Source organism: Bifidobacterium angulatum DSM 20098 = JCM 7096 (assembly GCF_001025155.1).
Lineage (GTDB): Bacteria > Actinomycetota > Actinomycetes > Actinomycetales > Bifidobacteriaceae > Bifidobacterium > Bifidobacterium angulatum.
In genome coordinates this window covers 255,854-280,775 of the sequence record NZ_AP012322.1, presented here as the reverse complement: position 1 = coordinate 280,775, position 24,922 = coordinate 255,854, and the positions used below count along the sequence as shown (strand labels likewise).

Genomic DNA, 24,922 nt, shown 5'->3' with positions numbered 1-24,922 from the left:
GAATAAAAATGTTATCGCTCACATTTATAAATGTCAACAGGCGCCCAAAACCTTGATTTACAGCCGAACTTACGGCGTGTTGAGCAATCTGAAACACTCACGTAAAGCCGCTTATTAGACATTAAATCCAATGTTTGCCGTATTTTTACGCCAAATGCAGCAATTATGCATCAAAAATGATGTGAACGCTCTCAAAAATCTTCACATACAACGAGAAAAACATCAGTCGGCTTATGTGAGAGTAGGCGACAGCCACTCAATGAGACCAGCCGGCTTATAGAAGCCACGGCAGCATGCGATAGCCGAGTGCAAGAGCTTGAAACCTCAGGTTCACACTCGGCCATATTCACTCCAGATGTTTGAGTAAGCCGCTTAGCCCTACGGCATCCATACAGAAAGGCGTAAGGACGCACCAGGCGATCAACGGCTCGAGGCACCCCCCACGGAACTGCGCTGCACCAGCTTTGCCGGCACCAGACCTACACCGTGCTGCGACGAGGCATACCCCGGTTCGGCGCCCTCCCCCAGCAGATACAGCACCTCACACATCGCCAGTTGCCCCAACGTCTCAAAATCCTGGCGAACAGTGGTCAGCGGCGGGAGCATATTATCCACACCCGGCATATCGTCAAAACCGACCAGACTCACATCCTGCGGAATACGCACGCCATGCTCATGCATGGCACGCGCCACCCCCATCGCCTGCGCATCATTCGCGGTAACCACCGCAGACGGCAGCCTGCCGCCGGAACGCCCGATATTCTCAAGCACATGGTTCATCTTGGCATATGCCTCGCCACCCTCCCATGTCTTGCATTGAACGGTGACCGAATTCACTGCGTTGGTTGCGCACAGCTTATTCCACGCGGCCAGACGGGTGAAGGCGTCACGCCATTCGCGAGGACCGGCGAAATACAGGGCCGAACGGTGCCCACGCGCCTTCAGCACATGCATCACATCCTCCATCGCGCCCCACTGGTCAATACCGACAAGCGCCACCTTGCGCCGATCGGCAGGTCTGAGCAGACGAAGCTCCTCCTGCACACCCATGCCGCCATGCGCGGAGGTAATCAACACACGAGGACGGCTGATCCGAGCGCGGCAGGCAGCGGAGAACATCACATCCGTGGGCGTCAAGAAGATGAACGCATCGACATTCTGCTCATCGAAGGTACGGCATAGATTATCGAATTCCTTCTGCGTGCACAACGCCTCATGCACCATCATCACGGACATGAACAGGCCGTGCGAGCGCGCAATCGATTCGATGGCGCCAATAGCGGAGATAGGGCCGTAGAAGTTCTGCCCGCCGGCGATAAGACCGATGGTGCGGGACCGGTGGGATGCCAGTGCACGAGCGGAGTTGCTGGGACGATAGTCAAGCTGTTCAATGGCGCGCTGCACCTTGGCGCGTGTGGACGTTGAAACGTCCGGGGAATTATTGATGACGCGGGAAACGGTCTGATGGCTTACTCCGGCAAGCTTGGCCACTTCAAACATCGAAGGACGTTTATTCGCTTTCCGCCCAGCCACCATGCAACTTCCTCCTGCTGCCCGCTCTCGTATATTCCACGTATAGTTCCAACTGTACCGCAGAGAATCGGTGACATCGTTTACTTCTCAGCCGATGGTCGCAGGAAATCCGCAAGCATTCAGGCTGCAACCGAAAAGACACCCATCGCATTACCGGCGAAGGTCTTCCACTCGGGCAGAGCACGCACGCGCCAGTCAGACAACTGTCAGGTCAGCTTCCAACTGATACGATGCAGCGCAGTCGGCCCGTATTGCGCGATGGCCGCACGGTGGGCTTTGGAACCGTAGCCCTTGTTATGCTCCCATTCGTATGGAGCGTATTGGGGATCGCTGTGCGCGATGGACACCATCAGCCGGTCTCGCGTGACCTTGGCGATCACCGCCGCAGCGGCAACGGTCGCGCAATGCTGATCGCCTTTGACCTTGGTGACGACATCGGCGGGGACCGGCACCACCGGAGCCTCAAACGTATTCAGCGCCTTGGTGATGTAATCGTTCGGACCGTCAAGAATCGCGCCCACAGATGCGCGAGTCTTCACTCCCCCGATAACCGCCGTACCATCGTCGCCGATGCCCAGCGTGCGCTCGACCTCGGCCAATGCGCGCAACGCGGCGACACCGAGCGCATAGGAGATGCCCCACTCGTCGATCTCCGTGTTGCTGGCGGCGCCCACGGCCCAAGCCGCACTCCAATCCTTCAGCTCGTCGACGATCGCCTCGCGGCGATGTTCGGTCAGCATTTTGGAATCGGCAACGCCTTGCGGCACTTCCTTCGCACCATCGCGCACATCCTGCGCCCGGATCGCGCAGGCACCAACCATGACCGGCCCTGCCAAGGAGCCCCGGCCGACTTCGTCAAAACCGACGATCACGTCGTATTGCCTGTCTGCCAACGTATGCTCAAGATCAAGGGTCGGGGTGATCATGCCGCAGTTCCTTCCGGAACGTCACGGAACACGTCGTGATGCCCGCTGACCGTAGACAGTCTGTTCAACGGCCAGTAGCGCACCAACGCCACGCCCACCACTTTGCCGATCGGCACCAAGCCGTTGTCACCATCGTCCTGATGGTAGCGAGAATCAGCGGAATTGGAACGATTATCACCCATGACGAAAATATGGTTCTCGCTTACCGTCACTTTGAACGGGAATGAACTGGGTTGCACACCGTCCTTGATGTACGCCGTCTCATCGATGGCCACGCCATTGATGGTGATGGGGCTGCCGCCGCCCTTGCACTCGACCACATCGCCCGGCAATCCGATCAGACGTTTGATCAGATAGTCTTCGCCCAGCGTGCTGTCGGATTCGCCGGCGAGCCAATTTGCCGGATCATGGAAGACGACGACATCGCCTCGTTTGAGCGCGAAGATTTTCGGGGTGAGCTTGGTGGTGAGCACACGATCGCCAGGTTCAATGGTGCTTTCCATGGAACGCGACGGGATGGTGTAGCAGCCGACGAGCAACAGTCGGATAAGCAGCACCACCAGCACGGGGATGCCGCAGAACAATATGGCATCGCGTGTGGAGAAGCTGTCGTTGTTCTGCTTCCTTGCCGCATGCGCCGGCCTGCGGCTTCTTCTGCGGCGCGACGTTCCGGCGGGTTGCGCATCCCCGCGCCACGCATCGGCGGGGACATTCCCCGAATCATTGCCCATATCGTTCATGACCGTGCTGTCCATGACCGTTGCCCCCACTCGATATTCACGTTCGGCTGAATATGGTTTCGGCCCGGAAACCAGAGGATTCCAGGCCGAGAACTATGCCATTATGGCGAAACTCACTTGGAGTTGTCGCGACGCTCGACGATACGAGCAGCCTTGCCGCGCAGAGCGCGCAGGTAGTACAGCTTGGCGCGACGCACGCGGCCACGACGCACGACCTTGATGGAGTCGATTGCCGGGGAGTGCAGCGGGAAGCGACGCTCCACACCGGTGCCGAAGCTGATCTTACGAACGACGAAGGTTTCGCGGACGCCTGCACCGTGACGGGCGATGACCACACCGGTGAAAGTCTGAATACGGGAGTTGTTGCCTTCCTTGATCTTCACGTTCACGTCGACGGTGTCGCCTGCGCGGAACTCCGGGATCTCCTCGGCCGGCTTCAGGTGCTTGGCATCAAATGCTTCAATAGCGTTAACCATTGCTATTCCTCGGTCACTGCCGCATATCAGTGCACTGGTTGGGGCATATGCCGCATGCTTCACGCATGTTCCATTCGGTGCATATGCCTGCGGTTCTCCTCAGGTTTGCCTTTCGGAGGGTGCCAATCCGCCGACCCGTTGGCCTTTCGACCCGTCGGCTGGACCTAAAAGAAAAGCGGGATTATGCGGCGTCCCGCCTTTCGGCACATCAGCAGTCAAAAATACCCCATCCGCAAGACCTATTTGATTGCGTTTCGACTGAAACATTCGTTGCGGACCGACCGAAGAGACAGGCATCCCCTATCAGAGCCTTATCAACCTGTATTTGGCACAATGCGTCAAAAAGAAGAAACGCCTGCCCTTCGTATGGCTCTCGTCACCGCCATGGCATACGAAAAGCCCCGCCTGCGCATTGCAGGCGGGGCTTTCAATGTTCAGCTACGTGCTGGTGGTTCCGATCAGAAATCAGAACTCGCGGTGAGCGCGGTAGAACTTGATCAGGGACTGGGTGGAAGCGTCCTGTGCGGCCAGTGCGTCATCATCCTGGGAGATGGCCGGGGTGATCTGCTTGGCCAGCTGCTTGCCGAGCTCGACGCCCCACTGATCGTAGGAGTCCAGGCCCCACACGGTGCCTTCGACGAAGGTGATGTGCTCGTACAGGGCGATGAGCTCGCCGAGTGCGAACGGGGTCAGGGCCACGCCGAAGATGGAGGTGGTCGGGCGGTTGCCGGAGAACACACGGGCCGGAACGATCTCTTCCGGGGTGCCCTCGGCGCGCACTTCGTCAGCGGTCTTGCCGAAGGCCAGGGCCTTGGTCTGTGCGAAGTAGTTGCCCAGGAACAGCTCGTGCACGTCCTGGTCGCCGTCCTTGGTCGGGTTCGGGGTGTTCACGAAAGCGATGAAATCAGCCGGGATCAGCTGGGTGCCCTGGTGGATCAGCTGGTAGAAGGCGTGCTGGCCGTTGGTGCCCGGCTCGCCCCAGAAGATCTCGCCGGTCTCGGAGGTGACCGGGGTGCCGTCCCAACGCACGGACTTGCCGTTGGATTCCATGGTCAGCTGCTGCAGGTAGGCCGGGAAGCGGTGCAGGTACTGGTCGTACGGCAGCACGGCGTGGGAGGCGACCTTGAAGAAGTTGCGGTACCACACGTTCAGCATGCCGAGCAGCACGACGACGTTCTTCTCGAACGGGGTGTTGACGAAGTATTCGTCGATTTCGTGGAAGCCGTGCAGGAACTCCTCGAAGCGGGCCGGGCCGAAGACCACGGCGAGGGAGGTGCCGACGGCGGAGTCGACGGAGTAACGGCCACCGACCCAGTTCCAGAAGCCGAAGGCGTTGTTCGGGTCGATGCCGAACTCGGCGACCTTCTCCAGGTTGGTGGAGACGGCGACGAAGTGCTTCTTGATGGCTTCGGCGTTCTTCTCGTCGGAACCGTCGATGGCGCCCTTGGCCTTGAGCTCTTCGAGCAGCCAGGTGCGAGCCTCACGGGCGTTGGTCAGGGTTTCCAGGGTGGTGAAGGTCTTGGAAACGATGATGAACAGGGTGGTCTCCGGGTCGAGGCCCTTGGTCTTCTCAGCCAGGTCGTTGGGGTCGATGTTGGAGATGTAGCGGGCGGAAATGCCGGCGTCTGCGTACGGCTTCAGTGCCTCGTACACCATGACGGGACCCAAGTCGGAACCACCGATGCCGATGTTGACCACGGTCTCGATCTTCTTGCCGGTCACGCCGGTCCACTCGCCGGAACGGACCTTGTCGGCGAACGCGTAGATGCGGTCGAGGGTTTCGCGCACATCCTTGACGGTATCCTGACCGTCGACAATGTACTTGCCCTCGTCCTCGACCGGGCGGCGCAGTGCGGTGTGCAGCACGGCACGGTCTTCGGTGTTGTTGATATGCACGCCGGTGTACATAGCCTTGGTGCGCTCGTCAAGCTTGACGGCCTTGGCCAGGTTGGCGAACAGCTGGAGGGTCTCCGGCTTAATCAGGTTCTTGGAGAGGTCGAAGTGCAGATCGCCGGCATCGAAGCTCAGCTTCTCCACGCGATCGGCGTCATCGGCGAACCACTTCTTGAGGCTGATGCCTTCTGCCTGCAGCTCATCGTAATGCTTCTGCAGAGCAGCCCATTCCGTGGTCTTCGTTGCATCAACTGGAGGATTGATGGCCATGTGTATTGGTCCTTTCATCATCACCATGAAGCAGTGGCCCAAGCCTAGAATACGGCGCGCGCCACCGCCTCCTTCCAGCTACCAAGATACTCACAAAAGAGGACACAGAAACACATAAGTTCGCAAGTCACGAACATAATCGCCCACAAACGCTCATACGCCGCCGATTTGCCCATGCGCATATCGCAACACGCGGGAACCGCAACGATGCAAACGTACTCATAGACGAACCCATAAGCAGCTGCTTCACCATCTTGCGGTACCATGCATCACCATGCATCATCGCACCGTCAAATAAACCCGTCAGTCATCGCACAACCCTGCCCCAACCAGCCCGGCCAGCCGCCCGGCAGCATCACATCATTTCGACAGATGGACCATGCGCAGCAGCGGGCGGCGCACACAACGATCGAACAGGCAGACCGCCACAACATATGCCAGCGAAAGCATGGCACCGACCGCAATCCACGCCGCAAGCTCGCCGAATATGGCAGGCCCCGACTGCAACGAGGAGGCACGCACCAGAAGCGGGTCGAGGAACCTCGCATTGACGGCCTTCCATAAGAAGCTGGCAAGGGTCTGCACCACATAAAACCCGAGAATGCCCGAAGCGAGCGCCGCAACCACGGCCTCGGCGCGACGAGCGGCATGGACGCGGGCGTGAAGCGGCGGGCAGGCCGCAGCCATCAACGCGCACACCGCAAGCGCAAAGGAAATCAACGACGTCGATTTGAACGACAACGCATACAGTGCAACATATGAGGAGCGCATGACCATAACAGCGGTGAGAACGGACGCCACTGCCAGCAGCACCAGTACACCGCACAGCCAGAAACCGCGAATCGTCCACAGTGGGCGGCGATCGGCATGCCGCACCCCATGTCTTTTGTCTTCCGTACGCCGCTCACTGTTATGCTGCACAGCCCAGCCAAGCAAACCGGCCAATCCGAACGACAACGCATAGCTGACCGCACTCATCTGCTTGCGCCAATCCAGCAAAGTGCGCTGCCCGTACTGCGCCTGCCATGTGCATGCCACATACGCATTCAGCGCATAGACGGCAATCAGCACGGCACCTGCCACCACCGCGCTTCTGCAAGCGCCGAGGCGATTCAGCACCCATGCGATCGCAGGAGCGAGCGCCACGAACGCCAGGTATAGCCATACGAATTCTAGTTCGTAGACAAGGCTGGCCGACTGCGTATCGTTTGATACCGATGGTGCCCAATGGCCGGCCACCAGAACAAGCAGCAGATAGAACGCAACAGTGGCCAGGATCATTGCGATGCGGCGGCCGGTGGCACGCAGCTGTGTGTTCCAATAGCCGCTGGAACCTGCCGCCCCGCACATGCGCGGGATAAGGAAGAACCCCGAAATCATGAAGAAGATGTGGTTGCCCCACGCGCCGCAGTACATGATCATTGCGACGATCCACATCGCGCCCCGTGAGGAAGCGAGTGCAGACACGGGTTCGGCCACGCTGACGGGGTGATGCGGCCCCATCCATATGGCTTGCACGTATTGCTGCAGGAATGCGTGGAATACGGCGATGCAGACGATGGCGAGCAGTCGTAGCACTTCGATCGACATCATGCGCTTGCGCCCTGCCGCGGGCGTGCCGGCCGTAGCCGTAGCGGCACGCGATGATACGACGCGCTGCGTCGCAGGGCGCGCATCGTATGCATGCGTATGCCGATGAGTGAACCGTGTTGCCATGCCTATCAGGATAATCACGCCGCCTGTATGCTTGCGTGTCAAATGAGCGCCGACACCGTTTCGACAGTTCTTCGCCACATGTCGCAGAGCCTGCGATCGACTCCGACATGCCGTTATCTGCTGCGCCTGCACAACGTGCCGAACGGGCCGATTTGGACAATTCCACACTATCCAGTACACTTATTGTTTTGTGCGTGGATCGCGTATGCGATTCACCAGCATTGCCACTTTAGCTCAGTCGGTAGAGCGGCTCACTCGTAATGAGCAGGTCGTCAGTTCGATTCTGACAAGTGGCTCCCCTTACCCTAGATGGGTTCGCCCGTCTAGGGTTTTGCATATCGGCCTGCAGGCTGGTAGGCATGCGCGAGTGGCGGAATTGGTAGACGCGCAGGATTTAGGTTCCTGTGTCTTTGACGTGTGGGTTCAAGTCCCATCTCGCGCACCGTTCTTGTATCGGCGTATGCGATTGATTCAGTCAACGTGCACAGTTCCTTACTGTGAACGGTTTCGCGTATCGTCTCCCCCGCTGTACTTAAGATGGCAGGCGGTTCGTTCATAACGGCAACAGGCATATACGTACTCGTTTTGCCAGTACATGCGACTGCGCGCATTCAACCACACGGTTGCACGACGGCACGTCCGGCAAGCCTGAAGCCGATGAGAAGACAGAGATAGAGAATCACAATGCAAGCGCTTATCCAACCCGTTGCGTTGCTGCTGATCATTCTGGCCGGCTATGCGTTCAAACGTGCCGGTTTGTTCGGGCAGCGCGATTACCGTATTCTGCAGACGGCGATCTTCGACCTGGTGCTGCCAGGCGCGATCATCTACTCGTTTGCAACGAATCCACACGAGATCAAACTGTTGTGGATTTCCGTATTCGGCCTGATCGTCGCTCTTATTCCACCCATCGTGATCTTTCTGGCCACGTTGCATAAGCCTGTCGCCAGACGCGCGTTCATGATGCTGAACGGTTCGGGATTCAACGTAGGCTGCTTCTGCTTCCCCGTGGTCTCGTCGTTCCTGGGTACGGCGGCGATCGTTCCTGCCGCGATGTTCGACATCGGCAATTGCGTGATGGTGGCCGCCGGCACCAACGTGATCACGCAGCTGCTGCTGCACATCCAGCCCGGCAAAACGTTAAGCGAGCAGCATGCGGGCGATGCGCCGACCTTGCCCTATATCAAGCCGAAGGACAAGGATGCCAAGCGTTTGGCGAGGCGCGCCCTGCTGCGCAATGTGCTTAAGGGGTTCTTCGGTTCGGTGCCGTTCGACGTGTACATGCTGATGATCGTGCTGACCCTGGCGCAGGTGAAGATCCCCGGATGGATCGCCACGATGGTACAGCCGCTGTCGAATGCGAACTCGTTCTGCGCGATGCTGATGGTGGGCATGCTCATGGATCTGCCCGCTTCGCGTCGTGATGTGAAGGATGTACTGACGGTGATCGGCTGGCGTGTTCCGTTCGCGATTGCGTTCGCCGCGATAGCCTGGTTCATCCTGCCGTTCTCCGCATCGATCCGCGAAGCCGTGGCGCTATGCTGCCTCGCACCTATCGCCGTGTTCTCCACCTTGTTCACCGACAAGGTGCTGGGCAACGCCAAACTCGCCGGCTTCTCGCTGACCATCACCGCAGTGCTGAGCCTGATCATGATGACCGGAGCGCATTTCCTGTTCACCGCCATGGGCGTATGACCCGCGCATGATGCCGCATAGTCGTCGCACAACGTGCAAGCGTGCGAATGCTCATGTCGTTTCACGATAGAGCATCTGCTCAGGCGCCCCGCGGAAGCATCTCCAGCAATAACAACGCCTTGCAATACCAATGAGGCATTGCAAGGCGTCAAAGCACGCAAACGAAGATCAGAACAGCGCGCTGACCGCAGGCACCAACGCCTTCAACGCCTTGCCACGATGAGAGATGGCATTCTTCTCCTCCGGCGTCATTTCGGCGGAGGTGAAACGCCTGCCGGCTTCTACGGCACGTGCCGGCTGATCGTCGGGAATGAACAGCGGATCATAGCCGAAACCATTCGTGCCATGCGCTTCACGCAACAGCACGCCCGGCATCTCGCCAAGCTCCACGGTTTCGGATGCGATCGGGTACGGTGCGCCCTCGGCGGCACCCGGCACCACCAAGGCGGCGGCGCAACGGAACCGAGCGGTGCGCTTCTCATCCGGAATATCGGCCATCTGCGCCAAAAGCAGCGCGTTATTGGCTTTGTCGTTGCCATGCTCGCCGGCCCAACGCGCAGAGAGGATGCCCGGGGCATTGCCCATCACATCCACAATCAGGCCGGAATCATCGGCAATGGCGGGGCAACCGGTGCGGGCGGCCACGTCACGCGCCTTGAGCAACGCGTTCTCCTGGAAGGTCACGCCGTCCTCCACCGGGTCGGGCAGATTCAGAGAACCGGCGGATACCAGTTCCACCTGCTGAGCGGTCTCGCCCAAATCCTCGGCAAGAATGCGGCGGATTTCCTTGAGCTTGCCTTCATTATGCGTGGCAACGATGATGCGCATATATGTTCCTTTACTCCTTATGCTGGCTTACTGCCTTACATACTCTTGCGGTCCGCGTGCCATACGCCAGACCGGGCGTTCGTTCAGTCCTTGGCGAGCGCCTCGCGCTGCGCGGCCTGAAGCTCCTTGTTGCCCTTCTCGGCCAAGTCCAGCAGCGTACCAAGTTCGTCGCGGGTGAACGGCCGATGTTCGGCGGTGCCCTGGAGTTCGATGAAGGCGCCGGAACCGGTCATGGCGACGTTCATGTCGGTCATGGCGGCGCTGTCTTCCACATACGGCAGATCCAGCATCGGAGTACCGCTGATCACACCGACCGACACGGCGGACACGCAATCGGTGAGCACCTTCTTGGCGGAACGAATGTGATGATGCTTCTCCGCCCAGTCGAGCGCATCCACCAACGCCACATACGCGCCGGTCACGGAAGCGGTTCGGGTGCCGCCGTCGGCCTGCAGCACATCGCAGTCGATCTGAATCATGTTCTCGCCCAGCGCCTTCATGTCGACTACGCCGCGCAGACAACGGCCGATCAGACGGCTGATCTCGTGCGTGCGGCCTCCGATCTTGCCACGCACGGATTCACGGTCGGTACGTTCCGCGGTAGCCCTGGGCAGCATCGCATATTCGGCAGTGACCCAGCCCAGACCGGAATCCTTACGCCAACGCGGCACACCGGCGGTGAAGGTCGCCGTGCACATGACACGGGTGTTGCCGCACTCGATAAGCACGGAGCCTTCCGGGGCGTCAGTGAAATGACGTGTGATGCGTACCGGGCGCAATTCGTCGACCTTGCGACCATCGGCACGAGTAATGGAACGTTCACCCAACATATCTGTAATTTCAACCATGCGCCCCAGCTTACGCGCACGCCGCCCTTGCGCCGCCACGCAACGGCGAGCAGACAGACCGAATATCGAGCGGGGTCAGCAGCTTGCGGCCGCGTTCGCGTAACAAGCCGACCCATTGCATGAACGCGAGCCAGGACTTACAGTCGGATTACCTATTAGTCACCACGAGACGGGACAGAAGAATGGTGGATTATTCGCCGGCCCTTATGACCGACATGTATGAGTACACGATGCTGGACGCCTGCCTGAAGGATGGTACGGCGGATCGCAAATGCGTGTTCGAGGTGTTTACCCGGCATCTTCCCGCAGGACGCCGGTATGGCGTGGTCGCCGGCACCGGTCGCATCCTCGACGCGCTCGAGCACTTCCATCTGGACGACGAGGATCTGAAATTCCTGGCCGATCGCAAGGTGGTGAGCCCGGAAACCATCAAGTGGTTGGAAAACTTCCATTTCTCCGGATCCATCAAAGGCTACCGCGAAGGCGAAATGTTCTTCCCGAACTCCCCGATTCTGCAGATCGAAGGCACATTCGGCGAGTGCACACTGCTGGAGACGCTGGTGCTGTCGATTCTGAACTATGATTCCGCCGTCGCTTCGGCTGCAAGCCGTATGGTTAGCGCCGCGAAGAACCGCCCATGCATGGATATGGGCGGCCGCCGCACCAACGAATGGTCGGCTGTGGCAGCCGCACGCGCGGCAGTGGTCGGAGGTTTCCAGGGGACCGCGAATCTGCTGGCGGCGCAACTGTACGGATTGAAGGCCATCGGCACCGCAGCCCACTGCTTCACGCTGGTGCATGACGACGAGCGCAGCGCCTTCGAATCGCAGATCGCCGCCTTGGGCAAGAACACCACGCTGCTGGTCGACACCTACAACATCGAGGAAGCCGTGAAAACTGCCGTCGAAGTGGCAGGACCCGAACTGGGCGGCGTGCGCATCGATTCCGGCGATCTTGCCTCCCTGGCACAGCGTGTGCGCAACCAGCTGGACGCATTGGGCGCCACGAATACGCGCATCACCGTCACCAACGATCTGGACGAATACGCACTGGCCGCATTGCAGACCGCGCCGGTCGACTCCTACGGCGTGGGCACCATGCTGGTCACCGGTTCCGGTGCCCCGACCTGCGCCATGGTCTACAAGCTCACCGAACGTGAAGGCGCGGACGGCGTGATGGCGCCGGTCATGAAGAAAAGCAAGGACAAGGCCACCACTCCGGGGCGCAAGCTCGCTTACCGTTCCTACGAGTACAACCTGGCCGAAGCCGAGCATGTGATCTCCGGCTCCGAAGAGAAGCTCGCCGGCTACACGCCGGACAACGGCTGGAAGAATCTGCTCGTGGATTACGTCGATCACGGCCAGATCGACTCCAGCTGGCAGGGCCATGACGCCATCATGCGCGCGCACGACTACCGTGCCGCCGCATTGAACGAACTGCCGATCGCCGCACAAAGCCTGATGAAGGGAGACCCGGTGATTCCGACCGAGATCACGGTGCTATAGGCACCTCCATCCCGTAGGAATTCTTCGCCAAACGGCCGTGGACCCTTGTACTGATACAGGCTCCACGGCCGTTTTTGCGTTACGATACAAGCGCTTGCGACACTTATCCAACGAAGGATCACCTTATGCTCGAGCCAACGTTCGCCTACGTTCCCAACCCGAACCGCTATCTCGACGGCATCCCCTCCGATAGTCGTATCGCGGTGGATCCCCGGTTCCTGAAGCATTCGGCGTTGACGCCGGAACGTCTGCAGCAGATCCGAGAGCTCAACGACATCGCCATTGAACGCGGTCAGACACTGGCCGAGATGTCGCTGGCCTGGCTGTTGCATGACGATGCAGTCACGTCCGTGCTGGCCGGCGCCTCGAAGCCGCAGCAGATTCTCGACAATATCGGGGCCCTGAGCAACACCGATTTCAGCAGCGAGGAGCTTGCCCGCATCGACGAGATCTCCAAGCGCTGACCGCAATCGCTTGCGGCATAAGACAAAGGCCCGCGCCCGCCGCATATCGCACGGAGGGCACAGGCCTTGGCCTGTCTGCCGGAACGTCAGCGGAACATCTCCTCGTAGATGCGCTTGCAGTCCGGACATACCGGGTATTGGGAGGGGTCTCGCTTCGGCACCCAGATCTTGCCGCACAACGCCACCACCGGGCGGCCTGTCATACGTGATTCGGCGATGCGATCCTTCGAAACGTAATGCGCGTAGCGATCCGCGTCGCCATTATCCGAGCGTTGGGTCTCCTCCTTGACTTCCGGGCGTTCCAGCACCGAGGTGCCTGCGCCGGAATCCGGTGCGGACTGCTGGTCGCCGCTGTTGAGATACGTGGTCATTGCGATATGCTCCTTACGCGTTCGTTCAATCCGCCCTCCATCATAATGTTTTTCCCGTTTCTACGCCGCGAAGCGCTGCGCCATGCCAGATAACGCCGGATAAAGAGGTAGGCTTATTCCTATGACCAAAGCAGTATGCCCCGGCTCGTTCGACCCCGTAACCGCCGGACATCTTGACGTAATCGAACGCAGCACGCGTTTCTTCGACGAAGTGCATGTGGTAGTGGCGGTGAACGCTGCCAAAACACCGATGTTTTCAGCGCAGACCCGTGTGGATATTATTCGCCGCGCCCTTGTGGAAAGGGGCTGCGAGAACGTGGTCGTCTCGTTTACCGACGGACTGATCACCGACTATTGCAAGCAGGTTGGCGCCACCGTGATCGTAAAGGGGCTACGACAGAACGGCGATTATGAGGCGGAACTGGGCATGGCCCTGGTGAACCGGCAGATCGCCGGCATCGAAACGCTGTTTCTGCCCGCGAACCCCGTGCTGGAGCATATTTCGAGTTCCATCGTCAAAGATGTGGCCCGTCATGGCGGCGACGTGACCGGAATGGTGCCCGATTGCGTAGTCCCGATGCTGAATGAGGCGTTGCACAAGGAAAGGATTTCCCATGAGTGATCAGAACGATGTCGAACATCCGACCGGATACGTGGATTTGACCGGTGACCCTGTAGCCGATGTGACAGGTGCCGAAAATAGGGGAACCGTACCGCTGCAAAGCGCGCCTATGCCTCCGGCACCTGCACCGAACCCCACACCGGCGTCCGCCCCCATGCCGTTGCCGGACGGTCAGCCCGCCGGCGGCACCGGGGCATACGCCGAGTCCGCGCCATTGGACGAGACCGTGGCGGGCGAACCGCCTGTCGCCGACGACGCCGCCTCTTCCACGCCATCCTTCACATCCCCGTTCCCACTGCCTGATCTGAGGGAAAAGCCCACCGTCGAAGAGCAAAGCCAAGAGGAATTCACCACCGTCTACGATGTGATCGGCAAGCTGGAGGACACGCTGAACGAGGCAAAGGGTGGTTTCTTCTCCCCCGGCCTGGTGAAGGTCGACCGCGATGCGCTGATGGCCAATCTCGATGAGTTGAAGAAAATGCTGCCGGTGCAGCTCGAACGTGCTTCCGCCCTCATGCGCGAGGCGGAACGGCGTTTGGAAAGCGCACAGACCCAGGCCAATGCCATTGTCGCCTCCGCGCAAAGCCGTGCCGCCGACACCATCAAAGAGGCCAACGACCAGGCGCAGTTCCTTGCAGGCCAGGAAAACGTGACCGAACTGGCACGGCAGAAGGCGCGTACCATTCTGAACACGGCCCAGGCCAAGGCCGACCATCTCACGCAAGGCGCCGACGACTATTCCGCCAAAGTGATGGAAGGTCTGCGCCAGCAACTGACCAAACTCACCAGCGATGTGGACGCCGGTCTGAACGTGCTGCACGAGCGCCAGCGCGCCGCCGCCGACCAGCTCCCGCATCTTGACCAGAACGACTACCCGGAGGCCTGAAAACCCATGCCACATATTGAAAACTCCCCGTGGAGCGTATCCGTTGCGCAGGTCGCGTCCCGCGCCGGCCAGTCCAAGCAGATCGACAGTGATTTCCCCGCGCCCAGCGGCATCGGCGATGACATCATCGGCGTCAAGGAAGGCGAACCCGTACATGTCAGCGGATCGTTCGACTCGATTGTGGACGGTCTGATTCTCAACGCCGACATCAACGCCCCGGTGCATGCCGAATGCACCCGTTGCCTGAAGCCCATCATCCGTGACTGGACCACGCATGTGACCGTGTTCTTCCCCTACCATGACGAGCGCGACAATCGCAGGCAGCAGGACGAGGTCGACATCATCGCCGGCGAGGAAGAATCCGAAGACACGTATCCACTGCTCAACAACGGTTCCTTCGCCGATCTTGAAGCGCTGCTGCGCGATACGCTGGTGGACGAGCTGCCGCTGCAGCCGCTGTGCCGCGAGGATTGCCGTGGCCTGTGCTCCCAGTGCGGCGTGGATCTCAACGAGAATCCCGACCACACCCACGAGATGACCGACATCCGTTTCGCCGGACTGGCCGATCTCAAGGCACAGCTTGAACGCGAACAGCAGGGCTGACAGGCCTGCGGATACTGCGACACGCGTGCGCGCGTATACCGGAATACGCTATTTGTACGCACGTTGCGTTAAAGTACTGAACGCTTAAGCTCAAATGTTCGAACGAAACAGAGGATACTGAAATGGCACTGCCTAAGTACAAGACCTCGCGCGCCAACACTCATTCGCGTCGCGCGAACTGGAAGGCGACCGCTACGGCTACCGTGACCTGCCCGAACTGTGGCGCTCCGGCTCAGCCGCACATGGCCTGCCCGAGCTGCGGTTCTTTCCGCGGCCGCGTCTACCGTGAGGCTATCCAGTCCATTCACACCAAGTGAGCAGCACTGGACAAGCATGAATAAAGCCCTGCCATCGACGGGTGGCAGGGCTTTTTATATCTTTATATCCTAGAAAGCCCTAGGAAATTCCAGAAAACAGAAGATAGAGGATCATGACAGACGAAGCACAGCACAAGCCAATCACACGCACCTACCACAATGACGGCACCCAGACGGCCGCAAACGAACTGTTGGAGGCGCTCGGCACCACCATCAGCCCCGATCTGCTGGTCCAGGCGCTCACCCATCGTTCCTTCGCACACGAGCATCCGGGCGCAAAACATTACGAACGACTCGAATTCCTGGGCGACGCCGTACTGGAACTCATATCCACCGAGACGCTGTTCCGCCTGCACCCCGATATGAGCGAAGGCGAACTGGCGAAGATGCGCGCCAAAGCGGTGAGCGAGGAAGCGCTGAGCGCCATTGCACGCACCAAGCTGCATGTGGAACCGTATATTCTGCTGGGTCACGGCGAAGCGACACAGGGCGGCGCACAGAAGAGCTCGATTCTGTGCGACATCGTGGAATCGCTGATCGGCGCGACATTCCTTGAACATGGCATCGACGGCGCACGCAAGGTGGTGCATCGCCTGATCGACGACACGTTGGCCGAAGTCGCCACCGAAGGCCCGGCATTGGATTGGAAGACCTCGCTGACGGTGAAGGCGCATCATCTCGGCAAGGGCGAACCGGTGTACCATATGGCGGTTTCCGGCCCGGAATACGCGCAGGTGTTCACTGCACGCGTCTCGCTGGGCGACGACGAGGAGATTCTGGGCGTGGGCAAGGGATCGTCGAAGCGCAAGGCGCAGCTGGCCGCCGCCGCGGCAGCCTGGAAGAAGCTCGACTGACGCCGTTCCCCACAGTCCTCCCCGCCCTATGCGCGGCTTGCGGTGTGCCCCTCCCCCAAGTGTCCACACCGTAAGCCGCGCAATGCAAATGTTGGCTTATTGAATAGACTGGGAAAACAAAGCGCACAGCACCGGCCACGAACCGGCAGCGCAATGACCAAGGAATCAAGAGATGTGAGAGGAACCATGGCTTTACCTACCCCTCTGCAGGCATTCAGCGCCGTGCCCAAGGACCAGCACGACGAAACGCAGACCATTACCGATGGAGAGAAGATGACCGGCGCCCAGGCGCTGGTGCGTTCGTTGGAGGATCTGGGCATCGAAGACGTCTTCGGCGTTCCGGGTGGCGCCATTCTGCCGGTGTATGACGAAATCAAGGACGACACGAAGTTCCACTTCATGCTGATGCGCCACGAACAGGCCGCCGGCCATGCCGCCGAAGGCTATGCGCTGACCACCGGCAAGGTGGGCGTGTGCATCGTCACCTCCGGCCCTGGCGCAACCAATATGATCACCCCGATCGCGGATGCGAACATGGATTCCGTACCGCTGGTCGTCATCACCGGTCAGGTGGGCGTGAACGCCATCGGCACCGACGCCTTCCAGGAGGCCGACATTGTGGGCGCCACCTACCCGATGGTGAAGCACTCCTACCTGGTGACCAGCGCGCAGGATATTCCGCGCGTACTCACCGAAGCCTACTATGTGGCCAATTCCGGCCGCCCCGGCCCGGTCGTGGTCGATGTGACCAAGACCGCGCAGACCGGCAACATGTACTACTCCTGGCCGCAGCGCATGATCCTGCCCGGCTACAATCCGACCACCAAGGCGCACGGTCATGTGCTGTCCGACGCGGCCAAGCTGTTCTCGCAGTCCTACCGCCCGGTGCTGTACGTGGGCGGCGGCGCCGTCCGTTCCAAGGCCGGCGAACTGATCAAGCAGCTCGCCGATCTGACCGACGCCCCAATCGTCACCACGCTTCCCGCTCGTGGCGTCGTTCCCGACTCCGACCCGAAGGTGCTCGGCATGCTCGGCATGCATGGCACCATCGCCGCAACCGGCGCCGTGCAGCGTTGCGACCTGCTGGTCACCATCGGCGCTCGTTTCGACGATCGCGTGACCGGCAAGCTCGACGCATTCGCCCCCGCAGCGCGTGTGATCCACATCGATATCGATCCGGCCGAAATCGGCAAGAACCGCCAGCCTGACGTGCCGATCGTGGGCGACGTTTCCACCGTGCTCAAGGATCTGATTCCGGAAATCGAACGTTCCCAGGCCATTCACGGCAGGCCGAACCTGAAGCCGTGGTGGAACGCCATCGACGAGTGGCGCACCAAGTACCCGGCCACGTGGGAGGAGCCCACGGACGGTTCGCTCGCCCCGCAGTGGGTGGTCAGGCAGCTGTCCGACCAGGCCGCGGACGATACGCTGTGGGTGACCGGCGTGGGCCAGCATCAGATGTGGGCCGCGCAGCTCATCGATTTCAAGCGCCCGAACTCCTGGATGACCTCCGGCGGCCTTGGCACCATGGGCTACGGCCTGCCCGCGGCCATCGGCGCCGCCGTGGGCGGCAAAGGGCGCCCGGTCTGGCTGATCGACGGCGACGGTTCCTTCCAGATGACCTCCGAAGAGCTTGCCGCAGCGTTCTTCGACCACGCTCCGGTAAAGATCGCCCTGCTGAACAATTCCGTGTACGGCATGGTCCGTCAGTGGCAGACGCTGTTCTACGGGCAGCATTATTCCGCCACCAACCTGCTTGACGGCGAAGCGCATGGCGAAGAGGGCGTGAAGCTGGAAGCCAACGGCGATATGCCCGTTGAAGTGCCAGATTTCGTGAAGCTGGCCGAAGCCTACGGTTGCGTGGGCATGCGTGCGTTCACCAAGGACGAGGCCATCGAATGCATCAAGAAGGCCAACGAGATCAATGACCGCCCGGTGCTGATCGACTTCCGCGTGTGGAAGGACGCCATGGTGTGGCCGATGGTCGCCGCCGGTGCTTCCAACGACGATGTGACGTACATGCCCGGCATCAAGCCGTTGCGCGACGATACCGTTACCGGCGAGCCTGCAACCGCCGCAAGCGAGAACTGAGAGGAGAGAATCATGCCTCAATACCCTGCATCACAGCCCGGTTCCGAGCGTCATACGCTGTCCGTGCTAGTGGAGAACCGCCCCGGCGTGCTGGCCCGTGTGGCCGGCCTGTTCGCCCGCCGTGCGTTCAACATCAACTCGCTGTCCGTCTCCCCCACCGAACGCCCTGACATCTCCCGTATCACGGTGACGGCCGATGTGGAGGCCATCCCGCTGGAGCAGATCATCAAGCAGCTCAATAAGCTGCTGCACGTACTCAAGATCGTGGAACTCGACCCGCGTTCCACCGTGGAGCGCGAGCTTGTGCTCATCAAGGTAGCGGCCGACGTGTCCAACCGCTCCGACGTGCTGGAGATCGTGCGCATGTTCCGCGTGCGCGTGGTCGATGTGAACCCGGAGTCGCTGACCATCGAGGCCACCGGTTCCGAAGACAAGATCGAGGCGCTGCTCGGTCTGCTGGAGCATTACGGCGTGATCGAGCTGGTACGTTCCGGCGCGGTCGCCGTGACCCGTGGCCCGAAGGCGCTGAGCGAGAAGGTGCTCGGCTCCGAGATCACCGGTCGCTGAACGGTCTGAACGGTATTATTTACGGAAAAGCGCTGTCTCGCGATTCATTTCGCGGAGCGGCGCTTTTTCGTATCTGATCCGTATCTGATTCACCGCAACATCGTATGTTCCCATTGCGCCGCCCTGGGAATGCTACGAATGGAACGAGAACATATCATCAGCACGGCACTTGCCACGAGAACCGCGAGGAACACCAGCACCGTGCCATGGAATCCAAGAACCGGGAGCAAGGTACCGGCCACGGCACTACAGAACATCGAAAGCACCTGGGCTGGAACCGTCAATGTGACAGTTATGCGCCCCTGCATGCTCGTAGGCGACTTGGCGAAGATGAAACCGAGCAGCATCGCGTTGATTAGCGGGAACGGCAGACCGACCAGCGAATTGGCAACCATCATGACCCAATAGTTGTCGGTCAACGTCATCGGCAATACGCACAGGCAGATGAACAGGTAGGCGAGGCACACGGTTGGCCCGACAGGAACCTTATCGCTGAATCTGCCGGCAAGCAACGATCCTACAAGCATCATCAACGATATGCCGCCGCTGATGAATCCGATGAAGGTCGCATTGGTCCCGCACGACACCAAATGCAGCTGGATGGCATATTGGATGCCATTGATGCCGAAATTTACTAATGCCGCCACGATGAGCACGACCACCAGCGTCTTCCTACGCAGCGACCATGACCAGCCTTCCAGAAAGTCGTGAAAGAAACCGCCTTTCACTGCATCGCCATCCGATTCCCCGATACGCCCGCCATCCGCACCATGTTCGCGGATGCCGGTGGCGGCGACGCCGGCCACAGCGTACATACATGCCGACACCAGAAACGGCAGCCATGGAGCGACACTGTACAGAAAGCCTCCGATGGGGCCTCCTACCATGGTAATGGTCGCGTCGCGCCCTTCGTTGAGGCTTCGCGCTTTGGGATAACAGCGGATATCGATAATCGAACGGAGCATCGCGTCCGTGGCGCTTCCCAAAAAACCGTTGATGCTGGATGCGAGCACCGCAATCAGCAGCAACACGGGAAATGGCAACGCGTCGCACAACAGCAGCATCACGATCGCACCCCAAGCCAGAACGCCAACGACGGCGTTCGTCACGATAAGTCGTTTGCGATCATGCCTATCGACGAAAGTGCCTCCGAATACGCTTGCTACCTGTTGCGCAATCATCGACGACGTTCCGAGCCAACCGGCGGCGACGGTGGAGCCAGACACCGCATATCCGAGCAGACTGATCGCCAGCGCGCGCATCGCCGCACCAACCGCCGATGCCGTATCGGCGGTAAACCAAGAAACGTATCCTGCGGATTGCCAGAATGATTTCCCTGTTCCGTCCATGTCTTGTTTCACTTGTTTTCCCTGTTCCGCCCACGCTTTTCAGATTGCCTATGGGTTCATATGCAAAGTCCGCCGATTCCCTACGAAAACCACCTGAAAGCCTGTAGAATCAGCGCCACGGGTTCGGCGCCCGGCTCATCGTCGCCATGCATGCCGGCCTTGATTTGCCAGCGACGTACGACCTCATTGAGTTCCTCAATCATCGAACGCATTTCCTCGGCGGTCAGGTTCAGAACATGATCGTCGCTGGTGCATGAATCGGTCCATTCCCGAGGCAATTCCGGCAGTCTGTCCAGAAAACGCTCGTAGGCCATCTCGTAGGAGAGTGCCGCCGAACGCCGAAACAGATCCATGGCCTTTGCCTTGTCCGCATTGTTCTTTTCTTCGGAGCTCCCCAGACGAACGGCGCTTTGGCAAGCCTTCCACCAGCTTTTTCTTCGGTCGCCGTCAGGAGATCTCACCTTCTCCACCAGCCCCACACGTGCAAGCTGCCCCAAGTGATAGCTGATGGCCCCCGGAGCCTCGCCAAGCTGTTCGCTGATGTTTCCCACGGTCTGCTCGCCGTTCACCCGCAACGTTCCAAGGATCCTCATACGAATCGGACTGGCCATGGCCCGAAGAGTATCGGCATTGGTCACGGTCACTGCGGCATCTTTGGGCATCCGTGTTTCGCTAGGGGTTGCGTCGGTCATTGCAAAGGTCTCCTTTTCATCATCTCCCATTATATACAAATTATTTGTACAATATGTTTGCACACATGCTCCATGTACTCAACAGCAAAGAGCACATGCCATCGTCGACGTCTTGGTTCCCTTTGGCAAAAGCAGCAAAAACTTCTATTCTGAAAAGATAAGCAGACCAATGGGGGCGCCTTATGAACAAGATGATGAGAAGGGGTTTGTGCTGTACACTATCGGTTGCGCTGCTGAGCCTGTGTGGCGGCTGTGCGGACTCCACACATGGAACATCCGGTACCGGTAGCGACTCCGCTCAGAATAGCGAGACCGACGATGCAGAGGCACAAGCATATCGAGCATTCACCGTGGATGCGCTCGACAATTACGCCTCCGATAACCTATTCGACGATAAAACCGATCCGATCCTGGTAAATAAGCTTGGCTCCAAAATCATGCACGGCGACGGCATGATCCCGTTCAAAGAACCGATAGACGGCAGCAACTCGTATGAGGTCGCCTTCATGTGCAAAGGAGAAGAACAGGCGCCGTTCTCCTTCGTGCTGTATAAAGACGGCCAACCGCACACCATGAGTACCATGGGCGGTTGCGCATCCGATGGCGTGCAATCGGTCTCCCTGCCCGCGAAGCGCTTCCCCGACGCAACCTCGCTGTCCATCATCAATATCGGCGGCACGAATCTTGTCGTATCCGTATACGAGGTCAGGGAAGCGGAACGGTAGAGGGTCGCCATTCGATGGCCGCAATGGCGCCGAGCCTGGAGTCCTTTCCCCAGCCCGGCACCATTGTGCCGCGCACGCAGTGCGCTACTCGAGCTGTTCGGAAAGCTCCATCCACTCCATTTCGAGGGATTCGGACTCATCCGTGACGGCCTGCAACTGCTCGTTGAGCTTGTTCAGGCCCTCGTAGTCGCTCGGGTCGTGCGCGGCCATCTGCGACTCCACATCGGCCTTCTGCTCCTCAAGTTTGGCAAGTTTGCGCTCGATTGCGGAAACACGGCGAGACGCCTCATGGTATGCCTTGCCGGTGAGCTTCGGCGCGGTAGCAGCCGAGTCGGCGACATCGCCAGAATCACCTGCGGAAGTCGAGGAATCTGCGGAAACGGCATCGCCGTTCTTCCTTCCCTTGCCAGTTTTCCCGGCCTTCTCGTCAGCAAACGGATCCTTGCCGTTCTTGATGGCCTCGGTCATATCAAGATAATCCTGCACACCACCAGGCAGATGACGGATCTTACCGCCGATCAGCGCGAACTGCTGGTCGGTGACGCGTTCAAGCAGGTACCGGTCGTGGGAGACGACGATCAGCGTGCCCGGCCAGGTATCGAGCAGGTCCTCCATCACGGCGAGCATATCGGTGTCAAGATCGTTGCCCGGCTCGTCCATGATGAGCACGTTCGGCTCATCAAGCAGGATGAGCAGCAGCTGCATGCGACGCCTCTGACCGCCCGAAAGATCCTTGATCGGTGTCATGAGCTGCGCGGATTCGAAGCCGAGACGTTCCATCATCTGCCCCGGCGTGGTCTCCTTGCCATCCACGATGTAGCTCGGCTTGTAGCGGCTCAGCACTTCCTTGATCTTGTACTTGCCCAGCTTCTCCAGCTCGTCAAGCCGCTGCGAAAGCACCGCGAACTTCACGGTTTTGCCGATGTTCACATGGCCGGCGGTCGGGGTGATCGTGCCGTCGAGGATCTTCAGCAGCGTCGATTTGCCGGCGCCGTTCGCGCCGACGATACCGATACGATCGCCAGGGCCGATCAGCCACGTCACATCGTCAAGGATCTTGCGGCCTGTCACGGTAATCTTCTGCGCGGCGGACGTGACCTCGGGCACGGCATCATCGGCGGCACTGCCTGATTCTTGCGCCACTTCCTCGACTTGCGCGGCCTGAACTGCGGCCTCCTGCGCCTGCGGCACGCCGGCATCCACCAATCGTGGATCGGTCAGATCGTCAACGGCGACCTCCACGCTGCCATGCACCTGCGGTTCGGCATACATGGCCGGCACCACGTCCACGCGCGAAGCGGAATCCTCCATCTGCGCCACATCAGGGTCGATCTCGGCCTCACCCTGCGCATGCTCGAAGATCTGCGTCACATCGATCAGATCAACCACCTGCTTGCCCAAACGGGACGTGGCCATCTGCTTCAATTCCAGCGTATTGCGCATGGGCGGCACGTCGGCGATAAGCTCACGCGCGGCCTTGACATGGAACTTCTGTTTGGTGGAACGGGCGCGAGCGCCACGCGACAGCCATGCGAGCTCCTTACGCGCCAGATTGCGCCGCTTGGTTTCGCGCACATCGGCCTGGCGATCGCGTTCCACGCGCTGCAGCATGTACGCGGAGTAGCCGCCTTCGAACGGCTCGATCTCGCCGTCATGTACTTCCCACATGGATTCGCACACTTCGTCGAGGAACCAACGATCGTGGGTGACGAGCAGCAATGCGCCCTGGCCTTTGCTCCAACGGTTCTTCAAATGCTCGGCCAGCCAGTGGATGGTCACCACGTCCAGGTGGTTGGTGGGCTCGTCGAGCGCAAGAATATCCCAATCCTTAAGCAGCAGGCGCGCCAGATCGGCGCGACGGCGCTGGCCGCCGGACAACGAGCCGATCTTCGCATCCAAGCTGATGCCGCCAAGCAACGCCTCTACGATTTCACGTGATTTGGTTTCGGCCGCCCACTCGTAGTCCTCGCGCCCTTCGAGCGCCGCTTCACGCACGGTGGCGTTGTCGTCGAGCGGATCACGCTGGTCGAGCATGCCGAAGGTCAGACCGCCGCGCATGGTCACGCGCCCGGAATCGGGCTTCTGCGTGCCACGGAAGAGGTGCAGGAGCGTGGATTTGCCATCGCCGTTCTTGCCGACGATGCCGATGCGGTCGCCTTCGAACACACCTTGCGTCACATCGGTGAAGATGGTTTTGGTGGCGAAGGCGAGCGATACGTGTTCAAGTCCCAAATCATAAGTCGGCATAAAGCACCAATGTAGCGCGGCGACGGAACACCACCGTCCATATACATAGGTGTATGTGCGCTTGCCGCCGCGCTAAGCCGCGTACAGCGGCCGCTCACCTCGCAATCGTGCCGCGGTGCGCGCCCCGCGATCATACCGTTTGTACCGTTTGTTCAATCTGCATCGATTGTTCGGCCTGTACCGACTATCCCAGCTATACCGCCTATTTCAGCAGGTCGGAGTATTCCGTCTTCCACTGGTCCAGCTCGGTGCGCATCGCGGCCTTGTCCGCTTCCGGCGCGCCCTCGTGCGATGCCGTCCAGCGGGCCGTCGAGCACGAGATCATAGTCAAGACCGTTGTTCATGTGTACCTGAGGGTCGAAGAAGATCTCCGCACGGTGCACCCCGTCAGCGTGCGCATGCGCAAGGTAGTCGAACATCAGATCGGAGAAGTCCTCGCGAATGCGCAGCACACTCATGAGCTGATAGTACAGATCGAGGAAGGATTGCAGATTGTCGAACCGGTAGTGGGAGCGTAGGTCGTCGATGCCGTCGAACGGCAGTGTCACGCCGTTACGGTCGGCCAGCCGTAGGGCGAGTTCGGGTTCCAGCGTGCCTTCGATGTGCAGGTGCAGTTCGGTTTTGGGCAAGGCGTGGAGAGCCTGCGACATACGGGCGCCGATGGCCATGATGCTCCTCCTTGCACACGGGCGGCGACAGTGCCG

At 59.9% G+C, this 24,922-nt stretch carries 23 protein-coding genes, 2 tRNA genes and 1 pseudogene; 13 read left to right on the top strand and 13 right to left on the bottom strand.

Annotated features, from left to right (window positions below; all coding sequences use genetic code 11):
- Positions 1 to 420: 420 nt before the first annotated feature.
- The 6 genes from BBAG_RS01085 to BBAG_RS01055 all read right to left on the bottom strand — a co-directional run bounded on the left by BBAG_RS01085 (position 421) and on the right by BBAG_RS01055 (position 7,554).
- Positions 421 to 1,536, bottom strand: coding sequence for a LacI family DNA-binding transcriptional regulator (locus BBAG_RS01085; protein WP_033509035.1), 1,116 nt, complete (start codon positions 1,534 to 1,536; stop codon positions 421 to 423).
- A 203-nt stretch (positions 1,537 to 1,739) separates the two neighbouring features.
- Positions 1,740 to 2,459 (bottom strand): ribonuclease HII, encoded by a 720-nt coding sequence (locus BBAG_RS01080; RefSeq protein ID WP_003827493.1) that lies wholly within the window; start codon positions 2,457 to 2,459, stop codon positions 1,740 to 1,742.
- Complete coding sequence (gene lepB, locus BBAG_RS01075) at positions 2,456 to 3,214, bottom strand: signal peptidase I (RefSeq protein WP_003827491.1); 759 nt, start codon at positions 3,212 to 3,214, stop codon at positions 2,456 to 2,458. The genes BBAG_RS01080 and lepB overlap by 4 nt, the downstream gene beginning before the upstream one ends.
- 98 nt (positions 3,215 to 3,312) lie before the next feature.
- Complete coding sequence (rplS, locus tag BBAG_RS01070) at positions 3,313 to 3,675, bottom strand: 50S ribosomal protein L19 (protein ID WP_003827488.1); 363 nt, start codon at positions 3,673 to 3,675, stop codon at positions 3,313 to 3,315.
- 465 nt (positions 3,676 to 4,140) lie between these two features.
- Positions 4,141 to 5,838: a glucose-6-phosphate isomerase gene (gene pgi, locus BBAG_RS01065; protein WP_033509033.1), complete on the bottom strand. Its 1,698-nt coding sequence runs from the start codon at positions 5,836 to 5,838 to the stop codon at positions 4,141 to 4,143.
- Between the two features lie 360 nt (positions 5,839 to 6,198).
- Positions 6,199 to 7,554 (bottom strand): acyltransferase family protein, encoded by a 1,356-nt coding sequence (locus BBAG_RS01055; protein ID WP_152595354.1) that lies wholly within the window; start codon positions 7,552 to 7,554, stop codon positions 6,199 to 6,201.
- Positions 7,555 to 7,777: 223 nt separating this feature from the next.
- Between BBAG_RS01055 and BBAG_RS01050 the strand changes: the two genes are divergently transcribed.
- The 3 genes from BBAG_RS01050 (at position 7,778) to BBAG_RS01040 (ending at position 9,249) form a co-directional block, all read left to right on the top strand.
- A tRNA-Thr gene (locus tag BBAG_RS01050) sits at positions 7,778 to 7,850 on the top strand.
- Between the two features lie 65 nt (positions 7,851 to 7,915).
- A tRNA-Leu gene (locus BBAG_RS01045) sits at positions 7,916 to 7,996 on the top strand.
- 242 nt (positions 7,997 to 8,238) lie between these two features.
- The gene (locus tag BBAG_RS01040; RefSeq protein WP_003827480.1) at positions 8,239 to 9,249 is read left to right on the top strand and encodes an AEC family transporter; all 1,011 of its coding nucleotides are present in this window, start codon (positions 8,239 to 8,241) and stop codon (positions 9,247 to 9,249) included.
- Between the two features lie 168 nt (positions 9,250 to 9,417).
- Here BBAG_RS01040 and BBAG_RS01035 read toward each other — a convergent pair whose 3' ends face one another.
- Positions 9,418 to 10,077: a non-canonical purine NTP pyrophosphatase gene (locus BBAG_RS01035; protein WP_003827478.1), complete on the bottom strand. Its 660-nt coding sequence runs from the start codon at positions 10,075 to 10,077 to the stop codon at positions 9,418 to 9,420.
- Positions 10,078 to 10,160: 83 nt separating this feature from the next.
- Positions 10,161 to 10,925, bottom strand: coding sequence for a ribonuclease PH (gene rph / locus BBAG_RS01030; RefSeq protein ID WP_003827475.1), 765 nt, complete (start codon positions 10,923 to 10,925; stop codon positions 10,161 to 10,163).
- A gap of 182 nt (positions 10,926 to 11,107) precedes the next feature.
- Here rph and BBAG_RS01025 point away from each other — a divergent pair, with 182 nt between their 5' ends.
- Both BBAG_RS01025 and BBAG_RS01020 read left to right on the top strand, forming a co-directional pair.
- Positions 11,108 to 12,430 (top strand): nicotinate phosphoribosyltransferase, encoded by a 1,323-nt coding sequence (locus tag BBAG_RS01025; RefSeq protein ID WP_033509029.1) that lies wholly within the window; start codon positions 11,108 to 11,110, stop codon positions 12,428 to 12,430.
- 161 nt (positions 12,431 to 12,591) lie between these two features.
- A pseudogene (locus BBAG_RS01020) lies at positions 12,592 to 12,894 on the top strand (aldo/keto reductase); the annotation flags it as partial.
- 86 nt (positions 12,895 to 12,980) lie between these two features.
- Here BBAG_RS01020 and BBAG_RS01015 read toward each other — a convergent pair.
- Positions 12,981 to 13,265: a DUF3039 domain-containing protein gene (locus BBAG_RS01015; protein WP_003827470.1), complete on the bottom strand. Its 285-nt coding sequence runs from the start codon at positions 13,263 to 13,265 to the stop codon at positions 12,981 to 12,983.
- Positions 13,266 to 13,386: 121 nt separating this feature from the next.
- Here BBAG_RS01015 and coaD point away from each other — a divergent pair, with 121 nt between their 5' ends.
- The 7 genes from coaD to ilvN all read left to right on the top strand — a co-directional run bounded on the left by coaD (position 13,387) and on the right by ilvN (position 19,205).
- Positions 13,387 to 13,887 carry a pantetheine-phosphate adenylyltransferase gene (coaD, locus tag BBAG_RS01010; RefSeq protein WP_003827468.1) on the top strand — a complete coding sequence of 167 codons (501 nt, stop codon included), beginning with the start codon at positions 13,387 to 13,389 and terminating at the stop codon, positions 13,885 to 13,887.
- Positions 13,880 to 14,773, top strand: coding sequence for an ATP synthase subunit B family protein (locus BBAG_RS01005; protein WP_033509027.1), 894 nt, complete (start codon positions 13,880 to 13,882; stop codon positions 14,771 to 14,773). Before coaD ends, BBAG_RS01005 begins: the two co-directional genes overlap by 8 nt.
- Positions 14,774 to 14,779: 6 nt before the next feature.
- A complete protein-coding gene (locus tag BBAG_RS01000; RefSeq protein ID WP_003827466.1) occupies positions 14,780 to 15,376 on the top strand; it encodes a YceD family protein in 597 nt (198 codons plus the stop codon).
- A gap of 122 nt (positions 15,377 to 15,498) precedes the next feature.
- Entirely contained in the window at positions 15,499 to 15,693 is a 195-nt protein-coding gene (rpmF, locus tag BBAG_RS08240; RefSeq protein WP_003827465.1) for a 50S ribosomal protein L32, read from the top strand.
- Positions 15,694 to 15,806: 113 nt separating this feature from the next.
- Positions 15,807 to 16,547 (top strand): ribonuclease III, encoded by a 741-nt coding sequence (rnc, locus tag BBAG_RS00995; RefSeq protein ID WP_003827463.1) that lies wholly within the window; start codon positions 15,807 to 15,809, stop codon positions 16,545 to 16,547.
- A 186-nt stretch (positions 16,548 to 16,733) separates the two neighbouring features.
- The gene (locus tag BBAG_RS00990) at positions 16,734 to 18,638 is read left to right on the top strand and encodes an acetolactate synthase large subunit (RefSeq protein ID WP_003827460.1); all 1,905 of its coding nucleotides are present in this window, start codon (positions 16,734 to 16,736) and stop codon (positions 18,636 to 18,638) included.
- Between the two features lie 12 nt (positions 18,639 to 18,650).
- A complete protein-coding gene (gene ilvN, locus BBAG_RS00985) occupies positions 18,651 to 19,205 on the top strand; it encodes an acetolactate synthase small subunit (RefSeq protein ID WP_003827458.1) in 555 nt (184 codons plus the stop codon).
- 89 nt (positions 19,206 to 19,294) lie between these two features.
- On the opposite strand, the gene BBAG_RS00980 is transcribed toward ilvN, so the two are convergent.
- Both BBAG_RS00980 and BBAG_RS00975 read right to left on the bottom strand, forming a co-directional pair.
- The gene (locus tag BBAG_RS00980) at positions 19,295 to 20,566 is read right to left on the bottom strand and encodes an MFS transporter (RefSeq protein WP_231855874.1); all 1,272 of its coding nucleotides are present in this window, start codon (positions 20,564 to 20,566) and stop codon (positions 19,295 to 19,297) included.
- Between the two features lie 68 nt (positions 20,567 to 20,634).
- Entirely contained in the window at positions 20,635 to 21,246 is a 612-nt protein-coding gene (locus tag BBAG_RS00975) for a winged helix-turn-helix domain-containing protein (protein WP_231855873.1), read from the bottom strand.
- A gap of 191 nt (positions 21,247 to 21,437) precedes the next feature.
- On the opposite strand from BBAG_RS00975, the gene BBAG_RS00970 reads away from it, so the two are divergent.
- Positions 21,438 to 21,971, top strand: coding sequence for a hypothetical protein (locus BBAG_RS00970; RefSeq protein WP_231855872.1), 534 nt, complete (start codon positions 21,438 to 21,440; stop codon positions 21,969 to 21,971).
- Positions 21,972 to 22,055: 84 nt separating this feature from the next.
- Here the strand turns inward: BBAG_RS00970 and BBAG_RS00965 are convergent, their stop codons facing one another.
- Positions 22,056 to 24,218: an ABC-F family ATP-binding cassette domain-containing protein gene (locus BBAG_RS00965; RefSeq protein WP_003827450.1), complete on the bottom strand. Its 2,163-nt coding sequence runs from the start codon at positions 24,216 to 24,218 to the stop codon at positions 22,056 to 22,058.
- Positions 24,219 to 24,370: 152 nt separating this feature from the next.
- Positions 24,371 to 24,886, bottom strand: a complete 516-nt coding sequence (locus tag BBAG_RS00960) for an amidohydrolase family protein (protein ID WP_003827447.1) — start codon at positions 24,884 to 24,886, stop codon at positions 24,371 to 24,373.
- Between the last annotated feature and the right edge of the window lie 36 nt (positions 24,887 to 24,922).